This window comes from uncultured Hymenobacter sp., from assembly GCF_964242765.1.
GTDB lineage: Bacteria > Bacteroidota > Bacteroidia > Cytophagales > Hymenobacteraceae > Hymenobacter.
The window spans coordinates 1-19,710 of record NZ_CAXTBM010000046.1 but is presented as its reverse complement, the minus strand read 5'-3'; the positions used below and the strand labels follow the sequence as shown (position 1 = coordinate 19,710).

Genomic DNA, 19,710 nt, shown 5'->3' with positions numbered 1-19,710 from the left:
ACAACCTTGCCGAAGTTATGCCGCCAATAGGCATAAGAAAAGCCCCTCGGAATCAATTCCAAAGGGCTTTCCATGCTAATGATTCACTGTTTTACGCGTCGGTCTTCACAAGCACCACTTGCGCTTTATCGGCCGTGCTGATGCGGCGGCGGAAGTCCTGATACGCGGGATATTCCGAGCGGGCAAACCGGGTGCGAGGCACCAGCAGCCGGCGCACATACAGCAAAGTACCATCAGGAAGGGCCTGTACCTGGCTGGAGTACGTGCCGAAAGCGGTGCTGAGTTGTATGGGGGCCGGCAAGCTTTCGGGCTTGAAGCCGGCGGGTACATGAATGCGCACCGTATCGGCGTAGCTAAATGAGTTTTCGAGCCAGATAGCGGTCCGCCGCTCACCAGCACTAGGTGGCAGCGCATTCCAGCGGCTCAGCAAGTTGGGCGTCAGGAAAGCCCGCTTGCCCGACACGTTTGCCCAGCCTGGTAGTGCCAACCCCAACGTCTCGGTAAGGGCTGGTATGGGCCCCCGCTTGTCGGCTGCGTACGTCAGCTTGTTGATCGTGAAATTGGCCAGCGGCAAGTTTTCGGCCAGCACTTTCTTTTGGTCGGTTACATTCAAGGCGTTAGCCAGCACAGCATAGTTGTCTTGTTCCAAGCCAGTGCGGCGGGTGCGGATGCTGGCGGTGGCGCTGCCTTTCTCATCCAAGTACACGTCGGCGAGCCGCTCGCGCCGGTTGTCGGGGGCGCCGTAGCGGGGGGTGCGTACCAACTGGCCGCCCTGTGGCGTGATAAGCAAGGCGTGGCGGTTGCCGGTGAAGCTGCTCATATAGCCAAACGCGTTGGTTTGGCTGGTGCATTCCAACCACACTGTGTCGCGCTTGGCGGCTTTCTGTAGCGGCACGCACAGCACTACGTGGTTGAACTGTTGGCTCGGAAACTCGGTGCGGATATCTTCCTCGTTGGCCCGCACCAGCGCGCAATATGCCGTAACGCCTGCTGCTTTCAACAAGGCTTGGCAGTAGTTGGTAAGGGCCTTGCAGTCGCCGTAGCCGTTGGCGGCCACGCTGGAAGCCGGAAACGTCTGCCAGCCACCAAGACCCAACTGCACCGACACGTAACGGGTATTGGCCTGCAACCACTCATACACTTGCTTGATGCGCGCCCGCTCGTTGGTTTCGCCTTGCACCAGCGCGGCTATTTTGGCTTGCACGGCGGCCGGCAGCTCGTCGCGCCCCATATTCAGCTGATAACTCCAAAGGCCCAGTGTTTGCCACGACGTGAGTGTACCTAAGTGACCTTGCACTTCGAACTGGCTCGGGGCCGTAAACACCACCGGCGTCGTCTCGGACACGGGTGGCCCGTCAGGCTCGTCTTCCACGGCGGCCAAATTCTGTACCCGCCACTCGTAGGTCTGCAAGCCCCCAGCCTGCGTGCTGCGCGTTACCGCCGTGCCCGGCGGTAAATCACGCTCTAGGTAGCGTAAGGGCAATTCGGTGGGCGTCAGTACCCGAAACATTGCTTGCTCCACGGCCACCTGCTCGGTGGACTGGGGCCGCCAGGTGGAATAGAAGAGGGTATTGGTGGAATTGGTTTCGTACTCGAATTCCACCGTGTAGGGGTATTGGGGCTGACGCAAATCGGCGGTTCGCCCCCGCCCATCACTGGCCAAACTAGAACCATCAGACAAGGATACATCCCTGATATCCGACGCTTTAAGCGTGCGCAATAGGCGGCCATCGGCATCGTACACGAAGCCACGCAGGTAATTCACCGAATTGAGTTGATCATAAGCAACCAAAATGCGGCCATAATCGGAACCAGCTTCATCGAAGACAGTAACAGCGCGCCGCTCGGTATCAATGGTTCGCCCCGCCGACTTCACTAGCAATGTTTCCTCAGACAGGCGGACTACCGCGTGCGCATTCTCGCGTAAGGCAGCAGGTATATCTGCCACCGGATATTTAGGGACCGGGCCGGCTAGTACGGTACTCGCCAATAGGCTCGCACCTAGCAGCAGGCCACTGCGGCGCCCCGATTTCAAGCAATAGAGAAGACTACTCATGATTTCTTCTTCAACACGATTTGCTCGGTCTGCTTAGCCACTACCAGCCGGTAAAACTCACGCAGACCTGCGTATTCTTCGGCCGAGTACACGGGCCGGCTTAGATTAAGCCGGCTCATCAACTGGATGGTAGCTCCCTTAGGCTGCGCCTGAAACACGAACCGTCCGCCGTTGTCGGGTAGGGCAATGGCGGCCGCTTTCGGCAACTCTTCCACTTCGTAGCCGGCGGGCAGCGTGAGGGTGATGATCAGTGTCTCGTCCAGGGCATAGCCAAAGTCCACGGGGAACTTGCGGTCCTCGTGCACGAATGGGTTACGGGCATTGCCGAAGTGCTGCATGGGCTTGAGGTAAAGCATAGTGGCGGGCGCATCGGTTCCCGCTGCCGTTAGTTCGTAGTCGAAGGTTAAAGGCTTATCGAGGGCTTCGCGCTGGCTGAACTGGTACTTGTTCAGGTTCCAGCCTTCCCGGCCGTGCAGCAATTCTTCCACAAACTTCTTCTCGCCTTTCGCATTAAGTTGGGTGCGCTGCCGCAAACCAGCGTAGCCGCTGTGTTCGGAATGTACCTTGCCCGTGTAGCCGCCCTTGTCATCGAGCGTGAGTTGAATCTGTTGATATTCGGTGAGGCGATGCTGGGGAGCCAAGCTGATCCAGCGCGATTCAGATGCTTTCGGCATAATAAGACGTCCCGAACCGTTGAGGCAGCGCGTAGGCAGCATACCGCAGGGAATCAACTCCTCGGTGGCATCCACCATCATTTCTTTGCCTTCAGGCAGCGCCACGTGTGCCACCACATAGTTGAAGCGCGAAAGCAGCGGCATAAATTCCTGATTCACCATGCCGTGGTCACGGGTACTCAGCAGTACTGGATTGGCTTGAAAACCGGCTTCGCGCAACGCGGCAATCAGCAGCAGGTTCACGTCGGCGGCTGTGCCACGGTGCTGGTCATACGCCTTGCGAATGGTGCTGGTGCTATAGAGCCAGTCGTGGCCGTCGTATTTCACGGCTTTGCGCACCAAGGCATGAATAGCCTTCACGCGAGCGGCTGGGTCTTTCTCCTGGGCCAGTAGCGGCGTAAGTTGCTCTTTCAGGAAGCTGCCCCGCTTGAGCTGCATCCCAAAGTTCTCGCTAGTTAGCAGGTCGTCGTTGATTTTCTCCCAGCTGTCGGCTACGGCATGATACGGCTGGCCCTCCCAGCGTACCCCGGCCAACTCGAAATCGATGCGCGACAAGTAATTTCGGGAAGTGGTCATGAAGGGTTCTTCCCGGAAGGCGGGTACGTCTTGCGTTACCCAGCGGTGCGTTTTCAGCGGAACGTTTACTGTACTACTACTGCCCGAAACGCGCTGTGTGTTGAAGCCGCCTCCCGTAAAGCTTCCGCTTTCGTGCAGAGTTACTTGCATGGAGCTTTCCGAGTGTTCGGCTATGGTGGGCGCCACATAGCCTTGCATCATCATCTTATAGTCGAAGTAGGTCGGAATGGAGGCTCGGTATTCGCTCCAACGTACCGGAATAGAGTGTTGAAATTGCCAGTCCTGGAAATTGAAGGTGAAGTCGGAGACAACTGTGTAAGAGTATTCAATAACCGAGCCTTCACGCACATTGGGCAATGTAAACTTGCGCATCGTTACGTTGGCGCTGGCTTCCTCGCGGAAGATGGTAGCGTCGAATTTCTCTTTCACTACTTCCTGGTTAACCATGTTGTAGGTGAAGCCGCGTACGTTCGTGAGCTTTTCCTCGCGGCTGCTCTGATGGTAAAGTGGCACCTCTACCGTGGCCCAATCATACCCCGCTTTGCTTAGAATTTTGATGCGCGTAACTCGGTCGAATACCACCCGAAAGTCACCCTCGGCGTATTCAAAGCGGGAGCGGCCATAGTCGCATAGCACTACGGCCTCGGCAGCACTGTCGGCCACAAAGCTTTTAGGAGTGAAGTCCTCAGGATTGGGTTTGCCGAATTTGATGGGGTCAGCTTGGCCCATTGCCGACAGCGTGGCTGCACTACCAAGCGCAGTTAGCAACGCAATCCGGCAGAATGCAATTTTTTTCATACAATAGATAATAGAGGGAGAGCAAAGGCGATGATAGTTCCTGCTAAAAGCAGGAAGGAAGAATATATTTTAGAAGGAGTTGGCGGAGATAAAAGAACGGCTAAGGAATATTACCTGTTTGCAATTTATAAGATAAGCTCGTCAATAAAAAGTTAAATTATAACAAACTAATTATTAATATAAATTTAGTTGCTTACTGCATTCAGCTTACTTCCTGCGTACCACCAGCATTTCGGCGTATTTAGAAGCGGCACGCTGGTGAATCTCGCGAAGGGCAGCGTATTCGGCGGGGCTATAATCACACTTCAGGAGTTGAAGCCGGGTGGTAATTTGGATAGTTGCGGGGGTAATTTGGCTGGCCTGATAACTAAACCGTCCGCCCCCATTAGGTAGCGCCAGCATCAGGTTAGCAGGCAGTTCCTGCACCATAAAATTTGCTGGTAAAGTCAGCGTCACTAAACCGGTGTATTCATGCGGCATACCCAGGTTCACGGGATAGAGGCGGTTCTCGGATTGGAAGGGGTGAGGCGTTACGTCCACTGCTTTAAGCAGCGGCAAATAGAACGTTGCCGCATCCGGGTTGTCGGTCGGGAAGCTGAGGTTCAACTCCACTGCCAAAGGCTTGCGTACCGAGTCGAGGGCCACCAACTTCACGCCGGCGGGTTGCCAATCGTTCCAGCGGTGGCTGATGCGTCCCAGGTATTCACCCGTCGAGCTTTCCCGTATCTGGCGGCGGGCTTCCAAGCCGGCGTAGCCTCCGTATTCGAGCTTAACAGTGCCTTCTAATAAGCCCTGCGGAGTGAGCCGCAGTTTGGCGGTACGGTATTGCACATGATTCGCGGCCGGTTTCAGAGGCAGCCACCGTCCCGCCGCATCAGCCAAGCAACCCTGACCGTTGAGGCAACGCTCGGGCAAGAAGCCGAGCGGCAGCTGAGGCTCGGTGGCATCGAGTAGCACGTCGGGTTGGTTGGGCAGCGCAAGGTGAGCGGCCACGTAGTTGAACTGCGTGATAACCGGCAAAGTAGTTTGTACCTGCCCGTGTTCGCGGGTGCTTAGTAGGAGAGGGGTAGCTTGTAAACCGGCTTGGCGCAGAGTCTGCACGAGCAGCAAGTTTACATCGGCGGCGTTGCCAAGATGCTTCTCCAACGTCCGCCGCAAAGGCTGCGACACGAACATGCGCGGCTGCCCATTGTAGTGCACGCTGCGTTGCACTAGGGCCAGTACGGCCGCCGCCCGGGCAGCAGGGTCACTGTATTTTAGTTGCAATGCCTTGGCTTTGGCAGCCAGTGGCGCCGCTGCTGTCAGCGCCTTTCCAAAGTCTTCTTCTTCGCGCAGCGTCTTCCAAAGGGTTTCCCACTTGCCGCTCAAGTCATGGTAGTCTTTGCCGGTGAAGTCGCTGCCGGCCAGCTCGAAATGTACACTGCGTACATAGTCGTGGGGGGTGGTCATAAAGGGCTCCGCCCGAAACGCGGGCACATTCTTCATCACCCACCGGAGCTGCATCGCCTGCCCCGAAATGCGGGTGTCCTGGCTAGGCCCCAAGCCGGCCTCCGCCGACATATTGTAGTTGGTGCTGTAAGGTACCGTCGTGTTTTCCTGCACCGCAAAGGGTAAGTAGCCCCTAGTAACGGATTTATAGTTGTAGAACTGCGGGATAATAGCTCGGTATTCGCTCCAGCGTACCGGAATGCTGTGCTCGAACTGCCAGTCCTGGAGGTTGAACACGAAATCGGAAGTGATGGTGTAGGTGAACTCTATAATAGAATTCTCCCGCACGTCGGGCATGGTAAAGGATACCTGAAGGTGGTTTTTATCGAGCTTTTCCTTGAACAGCGGCTCGGGGTTGAGCTTCACCTGCGAAACGCGGCCATCCTGTAAGTTGTAGGTGAAGCTTTTTAGGTTGCTTAGGCGTTCGGCGCTGCCATCTTTGGTGTAGAGCGGTACCTGCACCGTAGCCCACTCATAGCCTGACTTGCGGTTGATGCGCAGCCGCGCCGTCCGCTCGAACACCACCTGAAAATGGTCGCGTGCGCCGACGATCTTGCTGTTGCCGAAGTCACACAGGTACTCGGCTTCGGCTGTCGCTGTATCGGTAGCAGCAGCTGGATTGGCAAAGTCGGCGGGTACTACTTTGCCGAACTGAATCGGCATGTTGGTAATTCTCTGTGCCGTTAGGGGGCTAGCCAATACTAGGCAGGCCGTTAAAGCTCGCAAGCAGCGAGTAACAGATAGATGCATGAAATAAGACAGGCGAATAGTATAATTTTTTCGCCCAATAAGAGACAAATAATAGGTTAGGCAGTCTAAAGGTGCAATAAAACGGACATTCTACCAAATATTGTATATATTCTACTTATCACTGGTTTATTCCTCTATAATTAATTGCTCTTTCACCCCGAACAGCAGGTATAGAACGGCGGCTATCGTAAGAATCAAACTTAAGCCATGCACATAAGGCAGATGCTCGATTTGGTTGGAGAATATCCAGCCAGCCAGCAAAGCGCCGAAGCCAATGCCTGCCTCAAGCGCAATGTACATGGTGGCTACCCCCCGGCCGCGCCGCTCGGGGTGGCTCAGGTCGATGGTCCAAGCGTAGAGCGCGGGAGAATTGAGGCCAGTGGACAAACCAAACAGCACGGCACCACCCAAGAAAAGCGGGATAGAGTGGGTGGCCAGCGTAAGTACCCCGAGCGCCCCGGCTAGCATGATAGTGGAAATTCGCAGGATGGGCAGGCGGCCATACTTGTCGGAGGCGCGGCCGGCCAGCAGCCGTATCACCAACGAGGCCAAGGTGAAGCACATGTAAAACAAGCCTTTGTCGGCCGCTTTCAAGCCCAGGGCCGTGCTTTGGTCGGGAACCACCGTCAGAATGGCGCCGTACGGAAACAGGCAGAGCAGCGTAACAATGGCCGGTTGAAACACTCGGGGCTCCAGTATTTCGTCCCACTTAAGGCGCAGAAGCTTCCAACTGAAACGCTGACGCTGGGCCAAAGGCAGCGTCTCGGTGAGGGTGCCCTGCACCAGCAAGCTCAGCAACGCTAACCCCGACGAAAAGTAGAAAAGCGTATTAAGCGAAGTCGCCGCCGTGAGTCGGCTGCCCAAGGCCGGTCCAGCCGCCATACCCAATGAGCCCGCCACGCCCAGCAAGCCCATGGCCTCGCCGCGCTTCGCCAACGGAATAATGTCGCCGATGAAGGCGGCGGTAGCCGTAGGTTTGAAGCCAGTGCTAAAGCCATGCAGCAGCCGCAGCAGCAGAAAGCCCGCGACGGTGGAGGCCCAGGGATAGAAGAAGCCGCAAACAAAGCAAACCAGCGAGCCAAAGACCATGACCGGAATGCGCCCGACCGTGTCGGCTAGCTTGCCGCTAAACGGACGCGAAATACAGGCGGTGAGCGTGAATAACGCAATGATGAAGCCCTTGTACTCGCCCCCACCGAGCCCCGTCAGATAGGCCGGCAGCTCGGGCAGCAGCATGTTGAAGCTGGCAAAAAACAAGAACGAGGACAAGCACATCAGCCAGAAGCCGATAGTGTACGTACGAGGGGCAGTGATGGTGGCAGGCATGAGCCACAAAGGTAGCAGGTAGTCACTGCGTTGGCTTTATGGCGACTGTTGGTTGGAACAAAAACCCGCGTTTTCTCTGTGAATACCCAAATATTATAGCGAAAATCGCAAAACTATAGCCCTAGTAAAGAGTTTCTACTGGTTACTAGGACTGTCGTTCTAAACACTTAAAACAACTTACTCAAATGGATCAGGACCAGAATCAGAATGGTGCCGCTGATGCCCTGTCGGGTACGGGCACAGCTGTCACCGGCGCTGGCACTTCCCACGACCAGCGCACGGCCGACGGTGAGAATGCACAAACTCTAACCACGCGCCAAGGCCATCCGCTGACCAACAACCAGAACCTGCGCACGGTGGGTAGCCGGGGGCCGGCTACGCTGGAAAACTACCAGTTTCTGGAAAAAATAAGCCACTTCGACCGGGAGCGGGTGCCAGAGCGGGTTGTGCACGCTCGGGGTGCTGGGGCGCACGGAGTATTTGAAGCGTACGGCAAAGTAGGCGACGAGTCAATCGAGAAATACACGCGTGCTAAGCTGTTCAACACGGCCGGTAAACAAACGCCCGTGTTTGTGCGCTTCTCGACGGTAGGGCACGGTGGTCACTCGCCCGAAACGCTGCGTGACCCACGGGGCTTCGCGGTGAAATTCTACACCGAAGATGGCAACTGGGACTTGGTGGGCAACAACCTAAAGGTGTTCTTCATTCGGGACGCCATGAAATTCCCCGACCTTATCCACTCGCAAAAGCCTGATCCGGTACACAACCGCCAGACGGGAGAGCGAATTTTCGACTTCATTGCTAACACGCCGGAGGCCATGCATATGGTTTCCTTCCTGTTTTCGCCGTGGGGTATTCCGGCTAATTACCGCCAGATGCAAGGTTCGGGGGTGAACACCTATAAGTGGGTGAACCAAGCGGGCGAAGCCGTGCTGGTGAAATACCACTGGGAGCCGTTGCAAGGCATCAAAAACCTGACTGCCTCGGAAGCTGAAGCTATTCAGGCCAAGAACTTCAACCATGCCACGCAGGACCTGTTCGAGCACATCGAGAAAGGTGATTTCCCGCAGTGGGAGCTGTGCGTGCAGATCATGAGCGATGATGAGCACCCCGAGTTGGATTTCGACCCGCTCGACGATACCAAGATCTGGCCCCAGGATCAGTTCCCTTTCTTGCCCATTGGCAAGATGACGCTCAACCGCAACCCCGAAAACTACTTCGCTGAAGTGGAGCAGTCGGCGTTTGGTACGGGCGTGTTGGTAGATGGCCTCGACTTCTCCGACGACAAAATGTTGCAGGGCCGTACGTTCTCGTACTCGGATACGCAGCGTTACCGGGTGGGCACCAACTACTTGCAGCTGCCCATCAACGCGCCCAAAAAGCACGTAGCTACCAACCAGCGCGACGGCCAGATGGCCTACCACGTGGATTCAGCGCCCGGCCAGAACAACCACATCAACTACGAGCCCAGCAGCCTCAATGGCCTCAAGGAGGCGCCTCGCACCGCGCCCGACCATACGCCGGAGTACACCGGCCGCTTGGTTCGCCAGACACTCGACCGCACCAACAACTTCAAGCAGGCCGGTGAGCGTTACCGCTTGCACGAAGATTGGGAGCGTGATGACTTAATCAATAACATGGTAGGAGCTCTGGCCTCTGCTAACCGCAAGGTGAGCGACAAAATGGTAGAGCTGTGCACCAACTGTGACCCAGATTGGGGCCGTCGTTTGGCTGAAGGTCTCCAAGCTGCCCGCAGTGGCGAATCGGCTGAAGGTGGCAACCAGTACAACGAAAGCCAAGGAAGCGAAGCCGTAGCACAAGCCGAAGAAATGGCACACGACGCTAAGCCATACTAAGTAACTAAGTAGTCAGCACTTAACAGTGCTGTACTACCTCCATAAAAACAGCCTTCCTCAAGTACCTGCAACGGTATGAGGAAGGCTGTTTTTTGTGGTGCTTACTTTCAACTTGAATAAAAGCCGTTGAGCTTAAATTATGTCTATGAGGCTAGGCACATAAGAAAACACATGACTGATATTGAGGTGAATAATTATGTTCTGCAAATACGATCATGCACAGATAGAATTAACTACGCCAGCCCGCAATACTTTTCTTAGCGTTGTAAGACAGTAAAAAAGTAACTGCTTAAGAAAGCTGTTCGCTGGTAATATAAAAGAGTGATATTATCCTGCTGTTATAATGAAATTACTAGTTTTTTGTTATTACTATTTTAGAAGAAAATATTACGCGTACGCTCTTCTGAGTTTGTCTTTTAAACCCAATAACATTCCAAATGATTTAGACCAAAGCGGACGTTGCTTTTCTAAAAATACGCCAATAATAGCCGACGCTATTAATACTACAGCAAGATTCTGCCACATATGCACAAGGTTGTTTTTTTCATAGCCCAGAACAACTCTCGATAATATTAGCAAAGGATTATGAAGAACATAAATGGGGAATGTAAGGTCTGCAACCTTGCGAAACGAAGTCACCCAGTTTCCAGAGGGAACTATATGCTTGCTTAAAGGCAAAAACCAAAGCGCGATGGCAAAAAACAAACCGTTCACCCAGTCAGTGATAAACTGATTGGCAAAGAACAGAGGCGGTGTACCTATGGGACGAGGAAAAATGGGTACATACACTACCGTTGCAATAGTTACGCTCAACGCTACAAAAACCAAAAGCCATGATGTTTTGGTGCTAATGTTGGGCTTGGGCAACCGATAAGCGGCAAATCCGACCAACCAAATGGGCATCATTAAAAGTATTTTGGGCCCAGCAACCAGACAAGCAAGCAATAAAAATGCTGTTGACTTCCAGCCCGTACTGCGGAAAAACCACAAGCCAAAAATTATATAATACCAAAACTCATAGCTAAGCGACCAAAGCGGCGAGTTCATAGGCGGTGCCGCAGAAAAGAACCATATTTCGTTTAGAAAGCTACCTGACAATAAATACCGAGGCAATGAGGCGCCTCTAGAATACATGGCATGTAAGTCTGAGTTTGTATAGCTTACTATAAGCTCGGTTAGTGCGGTAATTAGCAAGGCAGGTATAACCACCGAATAAAGACGGCTTAATCTGGCCTGAGCATATTGTAAGCTGCCACGATTATTAATAGTAGTGGTGTAAGCAATAACATATCCTGAGAGAACAAAAAATATAACAACTGCTGCGTGTGATATATTAAATAACGGGGTAGTAGTGCTGTCCTTTTCAGGAAACCACATAATGTAGGCGTGAAAAATAGCTACAACTAAAGCAGCAGATAGCCTTAAAGTATCGAGAAATAAACTCGAATTTGCGCTAATCAAACGGGATGTTGATTTATCCATGTCTTCCCCAATTAATGGCAATGCTCTAACTCAAACTATAGCAAGCTTTTCACTAGTAGTGCGGAGCTAAACCAATTACATTACTGCACTTTGACAGGTGCAAAAATATAAAGAAATTATTTAATGGGTCTGAGCCTTAGGTTCACAACAGCGTAGGACCTATAAATAAAGCTGCCTGAACAAGCAAAAAATTAAACTATTCCGTTAATTGATTTAGTATTTGCTAAGTTTGATTATTGATAAAATTCAAGATTCTCAATTCCTCTTGCTTCTGCATGACTAGTGTATATGTGCAGCTATGTATTCTTATGTCCATGGTTGATTAGTATTATGAGCTACTAGCACACGAGGTTCGATAGGAGGCTGTGGTATTGATTAGCGAACAGATCTTCTTCGTATTTCAAACTTTCTAGTCAGCATCTACAGCAAGTGGAAGCATAATTTTACTTAGGCGTTTACTTTGGGGCTCATGCAGCTCTTCCAATCCAGTGTAGTCCAGATTTAAGTGGGCATGACTGAATCTAGGGCAAGTAGAACCGGCTTAGGTTAAGACATAGCCACAAAGCAGAAGGCGGCAACTAAGCCGCAAGGGTAATGATATAAGTTGTGAACCTACAGCGGCATGTCGAGACGGTTGATTCGGCGAAAGGATATACTTACATCCGTTGCTGGCATTTGATTGAAGGCACAGTTGTCAGGTATAGGCGCGACTTCCTGTCGAGTAGCAGGCGTCTATATAGGGCTTTCCGGTAGGTACTCTACAGCTTCAAATTGTGTTACTCGCACCGCTCAGACGCATACTAGGGCCGTTAAATTGATGCTGGCCCACTGCAAAGTTGTTCAAGAGCAAAACCGGGGTGCAGTACGGTATCTGTACCAAGGAAAGCTAGTTATCTGTATCTCACCAATTCTTCGTTTGGAGTTAACCTAGTGCGCTGGCCGAGCTTGGCTTTCGGCGGTAAGCTCAGCTTCAATTAAACTGGCGGGTTTGGCATTGCAGAAATTAACTTAAATTTGCAGGCTCTAGGGTGCAAGATCGATTGATAAAATTATTCTTTGTTTTAAAGGGCCGTGTGAATTAATAACAATCAGAAATCAAATAATCTTAAAATCGTTTCAACTTCTTCAGTAAAATAATAACTCATGCTAGAAAAATCCGAGAAGAATACAGATGAAGTATTCAAGGAAGAAATAAAGCAAGCGTCTGATTTTAAATTCAGCGCTAAGGTTGCAGGTGTCTTCGATGACATGGTTAACCGCTCTGTTCCTTATTACGGAGAAATTCAAAGGATGATTTCCGAACTTGCTGGCGACCATGCGCAGGAAGGCACCAACGTGTACGACCTTGGTTGCTCGACCGGAACTACCATGATCGGTATGGATGTTTCAGTGCCATCTGATATCAAGTTTATTGGTATTGACGATGCAGCTGAAATGTTGCAGAAGTGCGATATTAAATTAAAAGAAGCAGGTATGGTAAGACCATACGATCTGCAAGTAGCCGACTTACATCAGGGTGCACAAATACATAACGCTTCGGTGGTAGTATTGTGCCTCACCTTGCAATTTATTCGACCCATATACCGCGAGAAATTGTTGAAATCGATTATCGAGGGTATGGTTCCGAATGGTGTGCTAGTATTGGTTGAGAAGATATTAACGGAGGATAGTATTTTTAATCGAGATTATATTAAATATTATTATAACTATAAGCGCCGTAATCATTACAGCGAAATGGAAATATCTCAAAAGAGAGAGGCTTTAGAGAATGTTCTTATCCCCTATAAGCTCAGCGAAAACATTCATATGCTAAGGGAAGCAGGCTTTGCTTCCTGCGAGGTCTTCTTTAAGTGGTATAATTTCTCAGGCCTCATTGCAATAAAAAAGTAGATGATTTCTATCGGTAATTTTTTCTTTAAGTACAGGAACTTGCTTTTTATTTTCCTGTATGCGGCATTGTTCATTCCTTCACCACCTCTCTTTACGCCGGAGGTATTTGGCGAACATTATTACGTTTGGCCAATAACTATTGGACTCCTAGTTACTGTAACGGGCCAGCTTATTCGGGGCGCATCAATTGGCCTGGTTTATATTGTGCGCGGCGGAAAAGACAAAAAAGTATATGCCGAAGATTTAGTGACAGAAGGCATGTTCAACCACGGCCGGAATCCGCTTTATGTGGGCAATATTTTGATGTTGGTAGGAGTAGGGATTTTGTGTAATTCGCTTATTTATATGACGGTGTTTATTCCGTTATTTTTATTTATATATCAGGCTATTGTACTAGCAGAAGAAAAATTCCTGCGCGGTAAATTCGGTGCGCAATTTGATGCCTATTGTTCCCGGGTTAACCGTTGGCTGATAAATCCTGCGGGCCTAGGTGACACTTTTAGCAGCCACGATTTTAGTGCCGGCCGTTGGATTTTAAAGGAATACAATACACAGTTTGTTTGGCTGGTGGGTATTGCTCTTATTCTGTTGATAGGCTACCCACAGCTAACTAATTATGATGGTGAACTGCGAAATACCTCGCTAGGAGTTATTCTGGGGGCTTTAACTTTCGTTTATCTATTGGTTAAATACCTGAAAAAATCAGGTAAGTGGGTCGCAGAGTAGACTTCCATACTGCTATCAAAAAGGCCCCCGCAAGGCCGCCTTTTTGTGCCTACTAGCCATAGCTACTACTGCACCCAGTTGAAAAAGTGCACTGCTAGACACATCACGGTTGTTCAGCCGGGGCAGTAGCGGAGTCAGCACTTGCAGGAGGGATTATGGGGTCCAGCAGGAGGGTGTCATGAGTTTCCATAGTGGAGGTTTCAACTGTGGCAGGAGCAGAGGACTCAAGATCAGTCTCCGGTTCACTGGCAACGGAGTCTCGAACAATTGGTGTTTCCTGATTTAACGAATCGAGCAGCTCATCGGTGGCGCTTTCTTCGTCTGCTCTCTCGTCTTGCTCGGGTTCGTTCACCGAGGAATAACGGACTGGTTCTTTGGGCTTATCGTCTCTCCAAGGCACTTGCGTGAGGCCCCAAATGCCGAACCCGAGCCCAACCGCAGTGGCGCCGACTAAAGCTACGCGCGGCAGCCGAAGTTGAGAAGTGGGCCGCTGGAACAGGTTAGCAGAAGCAACTCGGGTAGCATAGCGGTGTGCTGTTGGGTTGGTTGCTGTGGTAGGGGCAGATGCTACTGGGCGGGCTTGAAATTGCTCGATGAGCTGCCCGAGCTGTTGAATGCGCGCATCTAGTTCCTGGTTGCGCGCGGCTGCTTCGGAGCGGGAAGCGCGGATAGCTTCTTCCAAGGCCACTTTTTCGCGCGTTTCGGCTGCAAGCCGAGCTTCTAGCACGGCAGAGTTGGAGGCAGCAGGTGCTTGGGCCAGTTGCGCCCGTAGCCGGGTGATGCTAGCTTCTCGCTCTGCTTCGCGGGCCTCCATTTCCTGGCGCTGCTGGCTGAGTTCAAGGCGTACCTGCTGGCGCAACTGTTCGAGATGTTGTTTCTCTTCGCTGCTTGCGGCCACCGCGGCCGCCGACCCATAGGGCGCATCGTGAGGCACATCTTCGGCGCCTAGCCAGCGCCATAACCGTCGAGCTTTCTGTTCCCAGTAACCTTCATTCGTTGAATCTGCCAGGGTATCGGCGGTGTCTTCCAGAGCATCCGAGTGTTCCGCGGCTAGGTCTTGTGCCCAGTCGGTTAGTTCCGCATTGCTTAGTTGAATCTCAGGGTGGGCCAGTTGGCGTAGACGGCGCACCAGTTGGTTTACGTCTTGTACCAACTGAAAACTATCGGCGCCGGGCTGCGTGTGCAGGTACTGCTCTACCCCCGGCCCAAACGTAACTGGGGCTGCAAACAAAGTGAGTCCCGTAATCAACTCAGGCGCTACGTGCCCTGGTCCTAGCTGCGAAACCAGCCAGTCGGCTAGCGCTTCTTTCAAGCGTCGAAATTGCCCAAACGGATTGGTAGCCCCGCCGGGCATACGCAGGGCCTGCTCACCTAAATGCCAAACGCTTGGAGTTGAAGGCGATATATCCAGCAGTCCGCCGCCTGCCACAAACAAGAGGATGGTCACGCTATGCGGCCGAACAAGCACAGCATCATATACTTCCCCCCCTTCCTCCACGGCAAAGTTGCCCAACAACAACGAAACAGGCGCATTGGGCTCCGTTTCCAGCGCCGCTTGCACCGCCTCGAACTGAACTTGGCGAACAGGATCGGTGAATGGAGGAAACAGAAAAGTGTGCAGCATGGCGGAGGCGGATAGGAGAGAAGCAGTAGACGTAGATAAACGCGGCTAAATGCAGTACGTCTGGCCGTGCGTCTATCTAGAATAGAAATAGCCCTGTTGGTTGAAATTGGCCGTTGCGAAGGTGGCTTCGCAGAACGGTCTGGCTTCGGTGGTTGGTTCCGATGCTTCACGTTAAGAGAGAACTTAGCCGGTAGCAGTTTGCAGATCCACTTCACTGAATTATATGCTGTTGTACTTCTACAGCATATAATTCAGTGCCCCTAAGTTAAACGCAACTACATACGTTGGCAGAGGACTAGGCTGGTCGAAGGCCGAATGCATAGCGTTCGGCAACGACTGATTAGCCGCCTACCAAATCCTGCGCTATGTGGAGTGAAAGCATAAAATAGGTACTAGCCGCAAGGCGTATTACGTATTTTTCGCCACGACAGAGGTCTGTAAAGAACGTAAGCTAGCTACCAAACAACACTCACTTCATCGGCTACTTTCTTGCCTTCCTGGTAAAAGGCGGCGGTGTAGAGCAGAGGCCAAAAAAAGCTTTACAAAGTAAAGCTCAACCACTTCAACTACAGCAACCGGTTGTATTTGCCCTGAGCTATAGCCGGAATCAGCACACCACCTTCTAACTCCCTTATCATCATGCCACTTCATGAGCAGCTAGACAAAAAACTCAGTAAAATCTACGAGCCTAAATCTCGTATTGATGATGTTTTCAAGGGCTACGATATCACCTTCCTTACCAACGAGAATGGGGAGCCAATGACCTTGTTTTTTGGGAAGCGCCGCCCCGACGGCACAATTGTCGGCGAACGATTTACACGCACCATCAAGCGGGAGCCGGGCACTCTGCAAGTGAAGTCCAGCCACTGGGACAACCAAGGCAAGATCATGAGCCGCTAGCAATTATTGCCTTTGCTAACTTCGGCCAGTCTGTTTGCTGCTCTGCTAGCAGAGCGGCCGAAGTTACCTTGAGCGATAAACGCTATTCCAATGTCCACTTGGGTAGGTCTTTCGTTTCGCTCTTTCTTGGATTCTAACTCGCGTTTTGGTGGGTGTAGCTACACTATTTGTGCATGTACTCGTTGGTCAGGCGCTACGATTGATGCTGTTTAAGTTCTGTATGTTGCCCTGCCAAAACGGCGGCTCCTGCACTCCGGTCCGAAGGTTGCCGTAAGCTGGGCTTATGTCTTGGATATCATCTGTTTTAACGAAAGTCTCCGCCAAAGCGCCCCGTCCTGATGGCAAGCCGGCGCTTACGGTGCGAGAACGGTTTTCGGCCCTTAAGAACCTGCCGGAATTTTTGCGCCTGATCTGGCAGACCAGTCCCACCCTGACCTTAAGCAATGTGGGTTTGCGCCTGCTTCGGGCGGCGCTGCCGGTAGCTATGCTGTATGTCGGGCAGCTCATTCTCGATACGGTTGTTGAGCTCAGCCGCCAGCCCGCCCCCGAGCGGCTTCTGACGCCCGTTCTCACCTTGGTAGCCCTGGAGTTTGGCCTTGCCATCCTCTCTGATGCCCTCGGCCGTGGCGTAGCCCTGCTCGATTCGTTGCTCGGCGACTTATTTGCCAACCGCACCTCGGTACGCCTCATGGAACACGCCGCCGAGCTAGACCTCGACCAGTTCGAGGACAGTGCGTTCTACGATAAGCTAGAGCGGGCCCGCCGCCAGACCCTCTCGCGCACGGTGCTCATGGCTCAGGTGCTCAGCCAGGCGCAAGATGCCATCACCATGGTGTTCCTGGCTTTTGGCTTGGTGGCCTTCAATCCCTGGCTGCTGCTGCTCTTGCTGATTGCCGTTATTCCAGCCTTTCTGGGCGAGTCGCACTTCAACGAGCGCAGCTATTCGTTAGTGCACGGCTGGACCCCCGAGCGGCGCGAATTAGACTACCTGCGCCAAACCGGCGCTTCCGACGAAACGGCCAAGGAGGTGAAAATTTTCGGCCTTTCGCAGTTTCTGATCGAGCGGTTCAAGCAACTCTCCGACGAATTCTACCAAAAAAACAAAGACCTCGTTATCAAGCGGGCTAGTTGGGGTGCATTTTTCGCGGCGGTAGGTGCGGCTGGCTATTACGCGGCCTATGTCTATATTATCAGCCAGGCCGTACGCGGGCAGATTTCCATTGGTCAGCTTACCTTTCTGGCGGGTTCGTTCGGACGGATGCGCGGCTTGCTGGAAGGCATTTTGAGCCGCTTCAGCAGCGTAGCCGACGGCGCCCTCTACCTGCAAGATTTCTTCGACTTCTTTCACCTCAAGCCGCGCATCATCCGCCCGGACGCCACGCAGTTTGTGCGGCCTTTCCCGCAGCCAATTCGCGAGGGATTTGTATTTGAGAATGTAGGTTTCAAGTATCGAAACGCTGAAAAATGGGCATTGCGTGACCTCAACTTCCACTTAAGGGCCGGCGAAAAACTGGCGCTGGTGGGCGAAAACGGAGCGGGGAAAACTACGCTCGTGAAATTGCTTTCGCGCCTCTACGACCCCACCGAGGGCCGCATCCTACTCGACGGTCACGACCTGCGCGAGTACGACCCCGCCGAGTTGCGCCAGGAAATCGGAGTGATTTTCCAGGACTTCGTGCGGTTCCAGTTGCCTGCTGGCCAGAACCTGGCGGTAGGCCGCATCGAGGAAAAAGAAAACCGCCCCCGTATCGAGCAAGCTGCCGCCCAAAGCCTCGCCGACTCCGTCATTGCCAAGTTGCCCCTCGGCTACGACCAAATGATTGGCCGCCGCTTCAATGGTGGCGTGGACCTGAGTGGCGGCGAATGGCAGAAGATTGCGCTTGGCCGTGCCTACATGCGCGATGCCCAACTGCTCATCCTCGACGAACCCACCGCCGCCCTCGACGCCCGCGCCGAATACGAAGTATTTCAACGTTTCAACGACCTCACCCGCGGCAAAACGGCCGTACTCATCTCGCACCGCTTCAGCACCGTCCGCATGGCCGACCGAATTCTGGTAATCGAGCACGGCAAGTCCGTTGAAATTGGGAGCCACGAGGAACTGCTAGCTCGTGGAGGGCGCTATGCGGAGCTCTTTCAGTTGCAAGCAGCCGGGTACCGGTAGAAGGACAGAAGCTTTATCTTCGATTCTATGGAAATCGAATATCTGTTCCGAACTGAGCTACTTGCTGCTGATCCACTATGCAAAATCGTGGTAGACCTGCTGGCAGCGGCCTTGGAAAACTCCTCGGTTGAATTAGCAGCCGATCTTGCGTATCAGCAGCAGCGCAGTCCGTTGCAGTTGTGGTTGGCCCTAGCCGACGGGCAGGTTATCGGCTGCAAGCTCGGCTATGAACGGAAACCAGCGCACTACTACAGTTGGTTAGGCGGTGTGCACCCAGGCTTTCGGGGCCAAGGCATTGCCCGAGAATTGCTGCGTCAGCAGCATGCTTGGTGTCAGCAACAGGGGTACAACCGCATCCGAACGCAAACCTACAACCACTGGCGCGCTATGTTGCTCCTGAATCTGCGTGCTGGCTTCGATATTGTTGGCACCGTGCAGAGTGCGCGTGGGCTAGTTATTGTCCTGGAAAAAGAGCTTGCTGCATAGGTAGTAGTTTAAAGCCCATCATGCTGAGCGCAGCCGAAGCAGATGGACTTTTGAAAAGTTTATGTTATGGAATAGAACCTTAACATGCTGCTGCTAACTCGGCTTGCAGGCAATTGCGTAACCCCAATTCTAGCCTGTTTTTGCGCTGGAATTGTTTTAAAATTCAAACCAGCGAGTGTCACCATGCCACTTTCGATATTGGACCTAACGATGGAGAAAAGAGGTGGGATCATGAGGAGGGAGAGCAAGGATCGCTGACGCACAAGAAAATTTGCGGTTTTAAGGCTGACCATCAGCATCTAACCTTTAAATAGTTTCGTAACTTGAAGCCTGTGATTCCCCTCATGTCTGCTCAGTTATGAAATTGTTTTCTACTCTTTTGGTGGGCTCAAGCCTAGCCCTGGCCTTGTCTGGCTGCTTTGCTGCCCGCGAAGCCCGCGTCGAATCCGATTACAGCTATGCTGGCGCTTTTCGTCGCTACCGCACCTATGAGTTCGTGACCGGCGAAGGGCTGGCCGCTGATACCAGTAAACTCGGTGAGGTACTCCGCGACGCCATCCGAACCCGTATGAAGGTGCAAGGCTACCGGCCCAGCAAGCGCCGACCCGATTTGTTGGTGAATTTTCGGGTTTATGAAGGCGACATGCGCTTCCGTGGTTACGCACAGGAAGACATTTCGCGGTGGGTAAACGAGGAAAAAATAGAGGACGATGAAACGCCCGCCGAGCAGCGTACAGGCTACCAGCCCGTGCGGATGCTTCTGGCCGAAGGTACTCTCCTTATCACCCTGATTGACAACAAAACCAATCGTGCCGTTTGGAATGGCTACGCCTCCGGCGTAACCGTGCCTACCGGAGTGCAGGGCGAAGTGGTGCTGCGCCGCTCGGTCCGCTCGATTTTCGACCAGTATCGGG

General features: G+C 52.6%; 13 protein-coding genes. 7 read left to right on the top strand and 6 right to left on the bottom strand.

Going from position 1 to position 19,710, the window contains the following annotated elements; all coding sequences use genetic code 11:
* Positions 1-91 precede the first annotated feature (91 nt).
* From ACFE7X_RS17740 to ACFE7X_RS17725, 4 genes are all read right to left on the bottom strand, one after another.
* Complete coding sequence (locus tag ACFE7X_RS17740; RefSeq protein WP_375437026.1) at positions 92-2,056, bottom strand: DUF3857 domain-containing protein; 1,965 nt, start codon at positions 2,054-2,056, stop codon at positions 92-94.
* Entirely contained in the window at positions 2,053-4,104 is a 2,052-nt protein-coding gene (locus tag ACFE7X_RS17735) for a DUF3857 domain-containing protein (RefSeq protein WP_375437025.1), read from the bottom strand. Before ACFE7X_RS17735 ends, ACFE7X_RS17740 begins: the two co-directional genes overlap by 4 nt.
* A 207-nt stretch (positions 4,105-4,311) precedes the next feature.
* Positions 4,312-6,255, bottom strand: coding sequence for a DUF3857 domain-containing protein (locus ACFE7X_RS17730; RefSeq protein ID WP_375437024.1), 1,944 nt, complete (start codon positions 6,253-6,255; stop codon positions 4,312-4,314).
* Between the two features lie 213 nt (positions 6,256-6,468).
* On the bottom strand, positions 6,469-7,668 hold the full coding sequence (locus tag ACFE7X_RS17725) for an MFS transporter (RefSeq protein WP_375437023.1): 1,200 nt from the start codon (positions 7,666-7,668) through the stop codon (positions 6,469-6,471).
* Between the two features lie 185 nt (positions 7,669-7,853).
* On the opposite strand from ACFE7X_RS17725, the gene ACFE7X_RS17720 reads away from it, so the two are divergent.
* On the top strand, positions 7,854-9,524 hold the full coding sequence (locus ACFE7X_RS17720) for a catalase (protein ID WP_375437022.1): 1,671 nt from the start codon (positions 7,854-7,856) through the stop codon (positions 9,522-9,524).
* 387 nt (positions 9,525-9,911) lie between these two features.
* Here the strand turns inward: ACFE7X_RS17720 and ACFE7X_RS17715 are convergent, their stop codons facing one another.
* Complete coding sequence (locus tag ACFE7X_RS17715) at positions 9,912-11,006, bottom strand: acyltransferase family protein (RefSeq protein WP_375437021.1); 1,095 nt, start codon at positions 11,004-11,006, stop codon at positions 9,912-9,914.
* Between the two features lie 1,143 nt (positions 11,007-12,149).
* Between ACFE7X_RS17715 and cmoA the strand changes: the two genes are divergently transcribed.
* Complete coding sequence (gene cmoA / locus ACFE7X_RS17710; RefSeq protein WP_375437020.1) at positions 12,150-12,896, top strand: carboxy-S-adenosyl-L-methionine synthase CmoA; 747 nt, start codon at positions 12,150-12,152, stop codon at positions 12,894-12,896.
* Positions 12,897-13,622: a methyltransferase family protein gene (locus ACFE7X_RS17705; RefSeq protein WP_375437019.1), complete on the top strand. Its 726-nt coding sequence runs from the start codon at positions 12,897-12,899 to the stop codon at positions 13,620-13,622.
* Between the two features lie 103 nt (positions 13,623-13,725).
* On the opposite strand, the gene ACFE7X_RS17700 is transcribed toward ACFE7X_RS17705, so the two are convergent.
* A complete protein-coding gene (locus ACFE7X_RS17700) occupies positions 13,726-15,246 on the bottom strand; it encodes a hypothetical protein (RefSeq protein ID WP_375437018.1) in 1,521 nt (506 codons plus the stop codon).
* A 639-nt stretch (positions 15,247-15,885) separates the two neighbouring features.
* On the opposite strand from ACFE7X_RS17700, the gene ACFE7X_RS17695 reads away from it, so the two are divergent.
* From ACFE7X_RS17695 to ACFE7X_RS17680, 4 genes are all read left to right on the top strand, one after another.
* A complete protein-coding gene (locus tag ACFE7X_RS17695; protein WP_375437017.1) occupies positions 15,886-16,146 on the top strand; it encodes a hypothetical protein in 261 nt (86 codons plus the stop codon).
* A gap of 283 nt (positions 16,147-16,429) precedes the next feature.
* A complete protein-coding gene (locus ACFE7X_RS17690; protein ID WP_375437016.1) occupies positions 16,430-18,310 on the top strand; it encodes an ABC transporter ATP-binding protein in 1,881 nt (626 codons plus the stop codon).
* 27 nt (positions 18,311-18,337) lie between these two features.
* Positions 18,338-18,796: a GNAT family N-acetyltransferase gene (locus ACFE7X_RS17685; RefSeq protein WP_375437015.1), complete on the top strand. Its 459-nt coding sequence runs from the start codon at positions 18,338-18,340 to the stop codon at positions 18,794-18,796.
* A 358-nt stretch (positions 18,797-19,154) separates the two neighbouring features.
* Positions 19,155-19,710: DUF4136 domain-containing protein (locus tag ACFE7X_RS17680; RefSeq protein WP_375437014.1), on the top strand; the 556-nt coding region annotated here is incomplete at its 3' end.